Genomic DNA, 12,113 nt, shown 5'->3' with positions numbered 1-12,113 from the left:
CCCATGGATCTGGTACTTGATCTGCTTGCGACGGTTTCCCGCTGGAGCCGTGGCAACCTGTCGGAGATTTCGCTGGCCCTGGTAGGCTGCCTGCTGGTGCTGTTTGGCAGCGATGTCAAAGGCTGGGCCGAACAACGCCTGGGCAGCCTGGCGGGCGCCCTGCGCGTGCCGTTCATGGCCCTGATGTTGATGATCGGCAGCGGTGCGGCGCTGATCTATGCCACGCCGTGGGTGGTGAAGGGGCTGAGCCAGTTCAACAACTACGCGCTGGCGCCGGTGTTGTTGGTGGTGCTGGTGATTATTGGCGTGGTGGCTGACCGGCGAGGCTGAAGGTTGCTAAAAGCTGCCCCGGAAACCAGGGCAGCCCAACCACCTGACTAGCCCTTAGCGGGCATCATCGAAGTGGTCGCGCATGAAATCCCGAACGGTCTTGAGCACAACCAAGATCCGGATGAGCGTCCAAACGCGGCTCAGCGTATCAAGCAAACGCTTCATATGCCTTGGCCTCCGTGTTGGCGGGCCAATCTTCCAGCATCTAACCGGTACTTCGATGCCTTCGAAAACCGTGTAAGTCTTCAGTGAAGTGGCCAGGTCAATGGCCCTTCGAAAAGCATCACCGGCACGGTTCTCAAGCCGCGTCGAAGGGGCCGAAAAGCAGAATTCTTCTCCTACCCGGCCCATCACTGAATACCCTTAAACGGGAGCAGCGCGATGGTACTCGCATTCTCCGATCAAGACTGTTAACCACTCCGACACACGTGATGCTAAAGATTTTCGGGCATTGACGCGGCATCCGGGCCTGCCTATGATCCGTGGACCGTGTGAGTTTTCAGTGAAGACCTGAGCGACGGATACTCAGTCCTACCGCTCACAAAAAAACCGCTCTTCTCAGAGCGGTTTTTTTTGCCTGCAGTTTCTGCAGACCTCAGCACATCGAAAGGCTTACCCAGCCAATCAATCCACCTTCTCGAACTTCAAATCCCACACCCCATGCCCCAGCCGCTCGCCGCGGCGTTCAAACTTGGTGATCGGGCGCTCTTGCGGGCGTGGCACATAGGTACCGTCTTCAGCACGGTTGCGATAGCCCGGGGCAGCGCTCATCACTTCCAGCATGTACTCGGCGTACGGTTCCCAGTCAGTGGCCATGTGGAAAACACCACCGGGCTTGAGCTTGCGACGTACCAGCTCGGCAAACTCCAGCTGGACGATGCGGCGCTTGTGGTGACGCGCCTTGTGCCATGGGTCCGGGAAGAACAGCATCAAGCGGTCAAGGCTGTTGTCCGCCACGCAGCGGTTCAGTACTTCGATGGCATCGCAGTCATAGACCCGCAGGTTCTTCAACCCCTGGGTCAGCACGCCGTTGAGCAGCGCACCAACACCCGGTCGGTGCACTTCCACGCCGATGAAGTCCTGCTCAGGCGCGGCAGCCGCCATCTCCAGCAGGGAATGGCCCATGCCGAAGCCGATCTCCAGGGTGCGTGGCGCCGAGCGGCCGAACACCTGGTCGTAGTCCACCGTGCTGTCAGCCAGCGGCAGGATGAACAGCGGGCCGCCTTGGTCCAGGCCACGTTGCTGGCCCTCGGTCATGCGCCCGGCGCGCATCACGAAACTCTTGATGCGGCGGTGCGGGCGGGCTTCGCCGTCGGGGGTGATCGGCGTATCGTGCGATTCAGTCATCAGGAGCTCTTACTTGATCAGACCATCCAGCGGCGAAGAGGCGCTGGCATAGAGTTTCTTCGGCATGCGGCCGGCCAGGTAGGCCATACGACCGGCCACAATGGCGTGTTTCATGGCTTCGGCCATCAGCACTGGCTGCTGGGCGTGGGCGATCGCCGAGTTCATCAGCACCGCCTCGCAGCCCATTTCCATGGCGATGGTGGCGTCAGAGGCGGTACCCACGCCGGCATCGACCAACACCGGCACCTTCGACTCTTCGAGGATGATCTGCAGGTTGTAGGGGTTGCAGATACCCAGGCCGGTACCAATCAGGCCAGCCAGCGGCATGACCGCGATGCAGCCGACTTCGGCCAGCTGGCGGGCGATGATCGGGTCGTCGCTGGTGTAGACCATCACGTCAAAACCTTCCTTGACCAGCACTTCGGCGGCCTTGAGGGTTTCGATCACGTTGGGGAACAGGGTTTTCTGGTCGGCCAGCACTTCCAGCTTGACCAAAGTCCGCGTCTCATGAGACTTGCGGCCATCGAGCAGCTCGCGGGCCAGACGGCAGGTGCGTACCGCTTCCACGGCGTCAAAGCAGCCTGCAGTGTTCGGCAGGATGGTGTACTTGTCGGGCGACAGTACGTCGAGCAGGTTCGGCTCGCCCGCATTCTGGCCAAGGTTGGTGCGGCGTACGGCGACGGTGACGATTTCGGCACCCGAGGCCTCGGTGGCCAGGCGAGTTTCTTCCATGTCACGGTACTTGCCGGTACCGACCAGCAGGCGCGACTGGAAAGTGCGCCCGGCCAGAATGAAGGGCTTGTCGCTACGAACGTTGCTCATCGTTGTTCCTCGGGAAAGGTTGCTGGGCTTGCTTGTGAACCGCCGGGCTGCTGTCAGCCGCCACCGATGGCGTGGACCACTTCGACCTGATCGCCGTCGTTCAGCAGCGTGCTGTCGTGCTGGCTACGCGGCACGATATCCAGGTTCAGTTCCACTGCCACACGGCGCCCGGCCAGCTCCAGGCGCATCAGCAGGGCTGCAACGCTTTCACCAGCAGGCAGTTCGTAAGGTTCACCGTTCAGTTGAATGCGCATGCGCACGGCCACCATTGTTCTTTGGGGCCCGCATTCTAGCGCCGAACCGCCCTGCAACCCAAGGCCGGTGCGCGCCATTAGTCGCGATTGTGGACCACCCGGTCAGCCCAGCCGCCAGGCTGCCAGGCCCAGGCAAAGCCACCCGGCCAGGAAGCACAGGCCGCCAATAGGGGTGATGATGCCCAGCTTGCTCACGCCGCTGAGGGTCAGCAGGTACAGGCTGCCGGAGAACAGCACGATCCCCACGGCAAACAAGCCGCCGGCCCAGCCTATGAGGCGCCCGGGCAGGTGCACCGAGAGCACGGCGACACCGAAGATCGCCAAGGCGTGCACAAGCTGGTAGGTCACGCCTGTGTGGAAAATCGCCAGGTAGTCTGCAGCCAGCCGGCTTTTCAGGCCGTGGGCGGCAAAGGCCCCCAGGGCGACCCCGGTAAAACCGAAAAAGGCGGCAAGCATAAGGAAGCTGCGAAGCATGGGACGACTCCTTGTATCGGGTCTGTATAATGGCCCCTTCCACCCGAACGGCCAAGCCATCACCATGCTGCCAACCCTTCTCCGCCGCCTTTCCCGTGCCCTGCTCTGGTTCGCTGCCGGCAGCATTGTGCTGGTACTGGTGTTCCGCTGGGTGCCGCCACCCGGCACGGCGCTGATGGTCGAGCGCAAGGTGCAGTCCTGGGTCAATGGCGAACCGATCGACCTGCAGCGCGATTGGGAGCCGTGGGAGAACATCTCCGATGAGCTGAAGGTTGCCGTGATCGCGGGCGAGGACCAGAAGTTTGCCAGCCACTGGGGGTTCGACATCCCGGCCATCCAGGCTGCGCTCGCCTACAACGAGCGTGGGGGCAGTGTTCGCGGGGCCAGCACGCTGACCCAGCAAGTGGCCAAGAACCTGTTCCTGTGGTCCGGGCGCAGCTGGTTCCGCAAAGGACTGGAAGCCTGGTTCACCGCCTTGATCGAGCTGTTCTGGTCGAAGGAGAGGATTCTCGAGGTTTATCTGAACAGCGCCGAATGGGGCAAGGGCGTGTTTGGCGCCCAGGCGGCGGCGCGCTATCACTTTGGTATCGATGCCAGCCGCCTTAGCCGCCAGCAGGCGGCGCAGCTGGCGGCTGTGCTGCCCAGCCCGATCAAGTGGAGCGCTAGCCGGCCAAGCGCCTACGTGGCCAGCCGGGCGGGGTGGATTCGGCGGCAGATGAGCCAACTGGGTGGGCCGAGCTACCTGATGCAGCTCGACACTTCGCGTAAGCTTTAAGGCCCTCTTCGCGGGCACGCCCGCTCCCACAGGTACAGTGCAAGTCTCAAAGACAGCGCTGAACCTGTGGGAGCGGGCGTGCCCGCGAAGAGGCCCTCAAAGACAACACCAATAAAAAAGCCGCTCACCCAGTCAGGGCCAGCGGCTTTTTTCGCAACCAAGGCTCGATCAGACCGCAATCAACGCCTTGACCTTGTTCATCGCATTCTTCTCCAGCTGGCGAATCCGCTCAGCCGAAACGCTGTACTTGTCAGCCAGCTCATGCAACGTGGCCTTCTCTTCCGCCAGCCAACGCTGGTAAAGAATGTCGCGGCTACGCTCGTCCAGCCCTTGCAGCGCTTCGTGCAGGTTGCTGGTGGAGTTGTCGCTCCAGTCGGCGTCCTCCAACTGCACCGCCGGGTCGTAACGGTGGTCTTCCAGATAATGCGCAGGCGACTGGAAGGCGCTGTCGTCGTCAGCTTCCGCTGCCGGGTCGAAGGCCATGTCCTGGCCGCTGAGGCGGCTTTCCATTTCGCGTACTTCACGCGGTTCGACGCCAAGGCTTTCTGCCACGCGATGCACTTCGTCGTTGTTCAGCCATGCCAGACGCTTCTTCTGGCTGCGCAGGTTGAAGAACAGCTTGCGCTGGGCCTTGGTGGTGGCCACCTTGACGATGCGCCAGTTGCGCAAGATGAACTCGTGGATCTCTGCCTTGATCCAGTGCACGGCGAACGACACCAGGCGCACGCCCATTTCCGGGTTGAAGCGCTTGACGGCTTTCATCAGACCGACGTTGCCTTCCTGGATCAGGTCGGCCTGGGCCAGCCCGTAGCCTGCATAGCTCCGGGCGATGTGTACGACGAAACGCAGGTGGGCCATCACCATTTGACGAGCGGCCTCGACATCCTGCTCATAATAGAGACGCTCGCCCAGATCACGCTCCTGCTCGACCGTCAGCAGCGGAATGCTGTTGACCGTGTGCACATAGGCTTCCAGGTTTGCACCGGGTACCAGGGCATAGGCAGGTTGCAACGATGTGGTCATTCAAGAACCTCCGACTTACTAAACTCGCGCCTTGTGGGCGCTGCCAACATTGACCTGGAACGACGGTACAAGTTCCATGGTGAAGAAAATGTCAATGCCAGAACGTAAAAACTATCGCGGTGCCAGCTCGTTGAGGTGACGTGCGACGGCAATCCATGCACCGATATACCCCAACAGCACCGCTCCGATCAAGAGCGACAGACCATCGGACGCCGGCACCCCGCCCAGGGCGAAGTCACTGCCGTACAGCCCGGAAAGCCCTACCACCGCATCGTTAAGCCAGTTCAGGCCAAACGCCAGAATACCCCACGCCAGCAGGCCCGCACCCAGGCCATACAGGGCGCCCATGTACAGGAAAGGCCGGCGCACGTAGGCGTCAGTGCCGCCTACCAGCTTGATCACTTCGATCTCGACGCGGCGGTTTTCAATGTGTAGACGAATTGTGTTACCGATTACTAACAGCAGGGCAGAAATCAGCATCACCGCCAGGCCGAAGACGAAGCGGTCACCCAGTTTGAGGATGGCCGCCAGGCGCTCGACCCACACCAGGTCCAGTTGCGCCACTTCCACCCGCGGCAGCTCGGACAGGCGCTGACGCAGGGCATCCAGGGCCGGCTTGTCGACCTCGGTCGGGGTCACTACCACCACACCAGGCAGCGGGTTGTCAGGCAGTTCGCGCAGGGCCTCGCCCAGCCCGGACTGCTGCTGGAATTCCTCCAGCGCCTGCTCGCGGCTGACAAATTGCGCGTCCGCCACCCCAGGCATGCCCTTGATCTCGTCGCGCAGTGCCTCGCCATCGCGGCTACCGGCATCAAGCTTCAGGTACAGCGAAATCTGCGCAGCGCGCTGCCACGAGCCGCCAAGCTGCTCGACGTTCTTCAGCAGCAACGACAGGCCCATGGGCATGCTCAGCGCCACCGCCATCACCAGGCAGGTGAAGAAGCTGCCGATCGGCTGCTTGCCCAGGCGGCGCAGGCTGTCAGCCATGCTGGCGCGATGGCTTTCCAGCCAGGCATGCAGCAGCGTGCGGAAATCCGGGCCGTCATCGTCTTCGCCGCGTTTTTTCTTCGCCGGTTGCGGGTCGGCCGGCTTTGGCGCCACCCGCTCGGAAACCTTCGGCGTACGTGTAGTGCTCATTGCCCGGCCTCCCCATCGCCGATCAAGCGGCCGCGCTGCAAGGTCAGCATGCGGTGGCGCATGCGTGCAATCAGTGCCAGGTCGTGGCTGGCGATCAATACCGTGGTGCCCAGGCGGTTGATGTCCTCGAACACGCCCATGATCTCTGCTGCCAGGCGCGGGTCGAGGTTACCGGTAGGCTCGTCGGCCAGCAGCAGCGCTGGCTGGTGAACGATGGCGCGGGCGATACCCACCCGTTGCTGCTGCCCGGTGGACAGGTCGGCGGGGAACAGTTCGCCTTTGTCGACCAGCGACACACGCTCCAGGGCCGAGTCCACGCGTTTGGCAATCTCGGCCTTGGACAAACCGAGAATCTGCAGTGGCAAGGCGATGTTGTTGAACACGGTGCGGTCGAACAACAGCTGGTGGTTCTGGAACACCACACCGATCTGCCGACGCAGGAACGGGATCTGTGCATTGCTGATCTGGCCCAGGTCCTGGCCAGCCAGCATGAGCTTGCCGCTGGTCGGGCGTTCCATGGCCAGCAGCAGGCGCAGCAGGGTGCTCTTGCCGGCGCCCGAGTGGCCGGTGACGAACAGGAATTCGCCCCGGCGCGCCCGGAAACTCAGCTCATGCAAACCCACATGACCGTTGGGATAGCGCTTGGCAACCTGTTCGAATCGGATCATGGTCAGTCTCGCTCGGCGAACAGAGCCTTGACGAACGGCTCGGCTTCGAAGGTACGCAGGTCATCGATGCCTTCACCGACGCCGATGAAGCGGATCGGGATGTTGAACTGCTTGGCCAGGGCGAAGATCACCCCGCCTTTGGCAGTGCCGTCCAGCTTGGTCAGTGCCAGGCCGGTCAGTTCGACGCTCTGGTTGAAGTACTTGGCCTGGCTGATGGCGTTCTGGCCGGTGCCGGCATCGAGCACCAGCAGCACTTCGTGCGGCGCATCGGCATCCAGCTTGCCCATGACCCGGCGCACTTTCTTCAGCTCTTCCATCAGGTTGTCTTTGGTGTGCAGGCGGCCGGCCGTGTCGGCGATCAGCACATCGGCGCCACGGGCCTTGGCGGCCTGCACGGCGTCGAAGATCACCGATGCAGAGTCGGCGCCGGTATGCTGGGCGATCACCGGAATCTGGTTACGCTCGCCCCACACCTGCAACTGCTCGACCGCTGCGGCACGGAAAGTATCGCCGGCAGCCAGCATGACTTTCTTGCCTTCCAGCTGGAGCTTTTTCGCCAGCTTGCCGATGGTGGTGGTCTTGCCGGCGCCGTTCACGCCAACCACAAGGATCACATAGGGTTTGTTCTGCGCCTGCACTTTCAGCGGCTGCTCGACCGGGCGCAGCAGCGCGGCCAGTTCTTCCTGCAGCGACTTGTAGAGCGCGTCGGCGTCGGCCAGCTGCTTGCGTGCAACCTTCTGGGTAAGGTTCTGGACGATGGCCGAGGTGGCTTCCACACCCACGTCGGCGGTCAGCAGGCGCGTCTCGATTTCATCGAGCAGGTCGTCGTCGATGACCTTTTTGCCGAGGAACAGGCTAGCCATGCCTTCGCCGATGCTGGCACTGGTCTTGGACAGGCCCTGCTTCAGGCGGGCAAAGAAACCGGGTTTGGCCTGTTCGGTAACGGCAGCCACCGGCTCGAGCTCGGGCTGGACGGGCTCTGCAACCTGACGCTCGGGAATCGCTGGCGGGGCCTTGGGCTCCAGGTCAGGGACGAGAGCGACGGGCTCTTCGGCAACCGGCAGGACCAGATTGCTGACAGGGGGCTCGACAGGTTGAATGGCCGGGGCTGCTACTGGCGCAGGCGTTTCGACCTGTGCAGCGGCTGGCTCCGCATTCGCGGGCACGCCCGCTCCCACAGGGGCCTGGGCAGGCTCGGGAGCTGGGGTAACTACCGGGGCAGGTGCAGGCTCAGAGACCGGGGCAGCCACTGGGGCAGGGGCAGGGGCAGGCACCGGCGCAGAGGCAGGCTCAAGGACCGGCGCAACCACTGGGGCAGTTGCAGGCTCAGGGGCTGGTACTGGTGCTGGCTCAACAACCGGAGGGGCTACGGTTGCAGGTGCGGGTGTTTCTGCAACCAACGGCTCGACCGGAGCAGCTTCAGGGGGCTCGACGGCGGGCTGCGGCGCTACAGGCTCTGCAACCTGGGATTCAGGGGCTTGCGGCTGTTCGGCGACAGGTTGCTGCGGCTTCTTTCGAAACCAGCTGAACAGGCCTTTCTTATCGCCAGCCTCGGCCGGCGCTTTCTTGTCGTCGTTGGAACCAAACATGGAGGACGGCTATCTCAGGGTAGCGATGAGCCAGCTATGGCACATCGGGAATTCTCTCTACGCAGAACAGACTATCTTGAAGCCGGCTGGTTCATGCGCAACGTTTTGTCGTAGTGTCCTGTGGGCCAGAACGGCGACAGGCATGGTCGCCAGGCAACCGGATCAGTATCCTAGCACCTCCTGGCCCGTCGACGCTAAACCCAGCGGGCCGCCGAACAGGTTAAACACCTTATGAATGCTCTAGCCCGCCGCGCCGCTGGCCTGTTGCTCGGCACGCTCTGCCTGCCGCTCGCGGCCTTTGCCGCCGATGTGCAACCCACCCACGAATTCATCCTCGACAACGGCCTGAAGGTGGTCGTGCGCGAAGACCATCGCGCCCCGGTAGTGGTCTCGCAGATCTGGTACAAGGTCGGCTCCAGCTACGAAACCCCGGGCCAGACCGGCCTGTCCCATGCGCTGGAACACATGATGTTCAAGGGCAGCGCCAAGGTCGGCCCCGGCGAGGCCTCGCGCATCCTGCGTGACCTGGGCGCCGAAGAGAACGCCTTCACCAGCGACGACTACACCGCCTATTACCAAGTGCTGGCCCGCGACCGTTTGCCGGTCGCCCTGGAGCTGGAGGCCGATCGCCTGGCCAGCCTGCGCCTGCCGGCCGACGAGTTCAGCCGTGAAATCGAGGTCATCAAGGAAGAACGCCGCCTGCGCACCGACGATCAGCCCAATTCCAAGGCGTTCGAGCTGTTCCGCGCCATGGCCTACCCGGCCAGCGGCTACCACACGCCGACCATCGGCTGGATGGCGGACCTGGAGCGCATGAAGGTCGAAGAGCTGCGCCACTGGTACGAGTCCTGGTACGCTCCCAACAATGCCACGCTTGTGGTGGTCGGCGATGTTACCGCCGACGAGGTCAAGGGCCTGGCGCAGAAGTACTTCGGTAGCATTCCCAAGCGCGCCGTGCCACCGGCCAAGCTGCCGCTGGAGCTGGCCGAGCCTGGCCAGCGCCAGTTGACCCTGCACGTACGCACCCAGCTGCCCAGCCTGATCTATGGCTTCAACGTGCCCGGCCTGCCCACCGCCAAGGACCCGCGCACCGTGCATGCCCTGCGCCTGATCTCGGCACTGCTCGACGGCGGCTACAGCGCCCGCATGCCGGCACGCCTGGAGCGTGGCCAGGAGCTGGTAGCGGGCGCCTCTTCCAGCTACAACGCATTCACCCGTGGCGACAGCCTGTTCCTGATCTCGGCCACACCGAACGTGCAAAAGCAGAAAACCCTTGCCGACGTCGAAAAAGGCGTGTGGCAGTTGCTGGACGAGCTCAAGACCACCCCGCCCAGCGCCGAAGAGCTGGAGCGCGTACGTGCCCAGGTCATTGCCGGCCTGGTCTACGACCGCGACTCCATCAGCAGCCAGGCCACCACCATCGGTCAACTGGAAACCGTCGGCCTGTCGTGGAAACTGATCGATAGCGAGCTGGACGAACTCAAGCGCGTTACCCCACAGGACATCCAGGATGCCGCGCGCACCTATTTCACCCGTGAACGCCTGAGCGTTGCCCATGTACTGCCCGAGGAGTCCGCTCATGAGTGATCGTCGCGCACCGCGCCCTACCCTGCTGGCCAGCGGCATCCGCGCGCTGGCGCTGGCGGCCGTACTGGCCGCCCCGGCCATGGCCGACACCGCCGCCAAGGCCGACAGCAACGCGGCCCGCCCGGCCAACACCTTGCAGTCACTGGCCGAACTGGATGGCAAGGCACCCAGCCGGCGCCAGTTGAACATCCAGCACTGGAGCACCGCTGAAGGCGCCCGGGTGCTGTTCGTGGAGGCCCGCGAACTGCCAATGTTCGACTTGCGCGTCACCTTTGCCGCCGGCAGCAGCCAGGACGCCGGAACACCCGGCGTGGCGGCGCTGACCAACGCCATGCTCAACGAAGGTGTGGCTGGCAAGGACGTAACCGCCATCGCCGAAGGTTTCGAAGGCCTGGGCGCAGACTTTGGCAATGGCTCCTACCGCGACATGGCCGTGGCATCGCTGCGCAGCCTCAGCACCAAGGACAAGCGCGAACCTGCGCTCAAGCTGTTCACCGAAGTAGCCGGCAAGCCGAGCTTCCCCGAGGACGCCCTCAAGCGCATCAAGAACCAGATGCTGGCGGGTTTTGAATACGAAAAGCAGAACCCCGGCAAAATCGCCGGCAAGGCGCTGTTCGGCAACCTCTACGGCGACCATCCCTACGCCCACCCAAGCGACGGCACTGCCGACAGCATCAACGGCATCACCCTCGCGCAGCTGCGCGCCTTCCATGCCAAGGCCTATACGGCAGGCAACGCGGTCATCGCACTGGTCGGCGACCTCAGCCGCAGCGAAGCCGAAGCCATCGCCGCGCAGGTGTCTGTCGGCCTGCCCAAGGGCCCGGCACTGGCCGCACCTGCCCAACCCGCTGAAGCCAAGGCGGGCCTGACCCACATCGACTTCCCGTCCAAGCAGACTCACCTGATGCTGGCCGAATTGGGTATCGACCGCCAAGACCCGGACTGGCCAGCCTTGTCGCTGGGCAACCAGATTCTCGGTGGTGGCGCCTTCGGTACCCGGCTGATGAGCGAAGTACGTGAGAAGCGCGGCCTGACATACGGCGTATACTCCGTATTCAGCCCCATGCAGGTGCGCGGCCCGTTCATGATCAACCTGCAGACCCGTGCCGAGCTCAGTGAAGGCACGCTCAAGCTGGTGCAAGGCATACTTGCCGACTACCTCAAGACAGGCCCTACCCAGCAAGAGCTGGACGATGCCAAGCGTGAACTGGCCGGCAGCTTCCCGCTGTCCAATGCCAGCAACGCCAGCATCGTCGGCCAATTGGGCGCCATCGGCTTCTACAACCTGCCGCTGACCTGGCTGGAAGACTTCATGCAGCAGTCCCAAGCCCTCACCGTCGAGCAGGTCAAGGCCGCCATGAACAAATACCTGTCAGCCGATAAACTGGTAATTGTCACCGTGGGCCCGAAAGTGCCACAAAAAACGCTGCCAGCACCCACTGAAAAACCCTCCGAGCAAGCGCTCGGAGTACCGGAGCACTAATGCCAAGATCCACCCCTCCCGCCCGCCCGCAATCGGGCCAAAGCAAGGGCCAGGGTCACCTGCGCATCATCGCCGGCGAGTGGCGCAGCCGCCGCCTGGCGGTCCCGGAAGGCGAAGGCCTGCGGCCAACACCTGACCGCGTGCGGGAAACCGTATTCAACTGGCTGGCACCCTACATCGAGGGCGCACGTGTGCTGGACGCCTTCACCGGCAGCGGCGCGCTGGTGCTCGAAGCACTGTCCCGCGGTGCCAAGGATGCCGTGGCGCTGGACAGCAACCCCGCGGCCATCGCCAACCTGAAGAACAACCTTGAGATTCTGCGCTGCCCGCGTGGGCAGATTCTGCAAACCGACGCCCTGCGCTACTTGCAGAGCCCGGCCAAGCAGCAGTTCGACGTGGTGTTCCTCGACCCACCGTTCCACCAGGACCTGCTGGCCAACACCTGCAACATGCTGGAGCAGAACCAGTGGCTGGGCGAACGGGCGCTGATCTACACCGAAAGCGAAGCAGCGCCATCCACGCTGCCGATGCCCGGCAACTGGCGCCTGCACCGCGAGAAGAAAACCGGCCAGGTGCATTACGCGCTCTGGCAGCGAGCATGACCCCGTAATCTTCGTTTGGTGT

Annotated in this window: 13 protein-coding genes; 5 read left to right on the top strand and 8 right to left on the bottom strand. The window is 63.3% G+C overall.

The window, feature by feature from the left end; genetic code table 11:
• The first annotated feature begins 3 nt into the window (after positions 1 to 3).
• Entirely contained in the window at positions 4 to 330 is a 327-nt protein-coding gene (locus tag P0Y58_03720) for a DUF3392 domain-containing protein (protein ID WEK31312.1), read from the top strand.
• A gap of 624 nt (positions 331 to 954) precedes the next feature.
• On the opposite strand, the gene trmB is transcribed toward P0Y58_03720, so the two are convergent.
• From trmB to P0Y58_03700, 4 genes are all read right to left on the bottom strand, one after another.
• A complete protein-coding gene (gene trmB, locus P0Y58_03715) occupies positions 955 to 1,677 on the bottom strand; it encodes a tRNA (guanosine(46)-N7)-methyltransferase TrmB (GenBank protein WEK31311.1) in 723 nt (240 codons plus the stop codon).
• A gap of 9 nt (positions 1,678 to 1,686) precedes the next feature.
• The gene (locus P0Y58_03710) at positions 1,687 to 2,499 is read right to left on the bottom strand and encodes a thiazole synthase (GenBank protein WEK31310.1); all 813 of its coding nucleotides are present in this window, start codon (positions 2,497 to 2,499) and stop codon (positions 1,687 to 1,689) included.
• Between the two features lie 53 nt (positions 2,500 to 2,552).
• Positions 2,553 to 2,753: a sulfur carrier protein ThiS gene (gene thiS, locus P0Y58_03705; GenBank protein ID WEK31309.1), complete on the bottom strand. Its 201-nt coding sequence runs from the start codon at positions 2,751 to 2,753 to the stop codon at positions 2,553 to 2,555.
• Positions 2,754 to 2,855: 102 nt separating this feature from the next.
• Complete coding sequence (locus tag P0Y58_03700) at positions 2,856 to 3,227, bottom strand: DUF423 domain-containing protein (GenBank protein ID WEK31308.1); 372 nt, start codon at positions 3,225 to 3,227, stop codon at positions 2,856 to 2,858.
• Positions 3,228 to 3,291: 64 nt separating this feature from the next.
• Here P0Y58_03700 and mtgA point away from each other — a divergent pair, with 64 nt between their 5' ends.
• Positions 3,292 to 4,002, top strand: coding sequence for a monofunctional biosynthetic peptidoglycan transglycosylase (gene mtgA, locus P0Y58_03695; protein WEK33269.1), 711 nt, complete (start codon positions 3,292 to 3,294; stop codon positions 4,000 to 4,002).
• 168 nt (positions 4,003 to 4,170) lie between these two features.
• Here mtgA and rpoH read toward each other — a convergent pair whose 3' ends face one another.
• The 4 genes from rpoH to ftsY form a co-directional block, all read right to left on the bottom strand.
• Complete coding sequence (rpoH, locus tag P0Y58_03690) at positions 4,171 to 5,025, bottom strand: RNA polymerase sigma factor RpoH (GenBank protein WEK31307.1); 855 nt, start codon at positions 5,023 to 5,025, stop codon at positions 4,171 to 4,173.
• 111 nt (positions 5,026 to 5,136) lie between these two features.
• A complete protein-coding gene (gene ftsX, locus P0Y58_03685) occupies positions 5,137 to 6,162 on the bottom strand; it encodes a permease-like cell division protein FtsX (protein WEK31306.1) in 1,026 nt (341 codons plus the stop codon).
• Complete coding sequence (ftsE, locus tag P0Y58_03680) at positions 6,159 to 6,830, bottom strand: cell division ATP-binding protein FtsE (protein WEK31305.1); 672 nt, start codon at positions 6,828 to 6,830, stop codon at positions 6,159 to 6,161. Before ftsE ends, ftsX begins: the two co-directional genes overlap by 4 nt.
• A gap of 2 nt (positions 6,831 to 6,832) precedes the next feature.
• A complete protein-coding gene (gene ftsY / locus P0Y58_03675) occupies positions 6,833 to 8,419 on the bottom strand; it encodes a signal recognition particle-docking protein FtsY (GenBank protein ID WEK31304.1) in 1,587 nt (528 codons plus the stop codon).
• A gap of 231 nt (positions 8,420 to 8,650) precedes the next feature.
• Between ftsY and P0Y58_03670 the strand changes: the two genes are divergently transcribed.
• The 3 genes from P0Y58_03670 to rsmD are packed head-to-tail and all read left to right on the top strand — an operon-like array spanning position 8,651 to position 12,091.
• A complete protein-coding gene (locus P0Y58_03670) occupies positions 8,651 to 10,006 on the top strand; it encodes a pitrilysin family protein (GenBank protein ID WEK31303.1) in 1,356 nt (451 codons plus the stop codon).
• Positions 9,999 to 11,489, top strand: coding sequence for a pitrilysin family protein (locus P0Y58_03665; GenBank protein ID WEK31302.1), 1,491 nt, complete (start codon positions 9,999 to 10,001; stop codon positions 11,487 to 11,489). Before P0Y58_03670 ends, P0Y58_03665 begins: the two co-directional genes overlap by 8 nt.
• Entirely contained in the window at positions 11,489 to 12,091 is a 603-nt protein-coding gene (gene rsmD, locus P0Y58_03660; protein WEK31301.1) for a 16S rRNA (guanine(966)-N(2))-methyltransferase RsmD, read from the top strand. The genes P0Y58_03665 and rsmD overlap by 1 nt, the downstream gene beginning before the upstream one ends.
• Positions 12,092 to 12,113 lie beyond the last annotated feature (22 nt).

Source organism: Candidatus Pseudomonas phytovorans (assembly GCA_029202525.1).
GTDB classification, from domain to species: Bacteria; Pseudomonadota; Gammaproteobacteria; order Pseudomonadales; family Pseudomonadaceae; genus Aquipseudomonas; species Aquipseudomonas phytovorans.
This window is presented reverse-complemented; position numbering and strand designations above follow the sequence as displayed.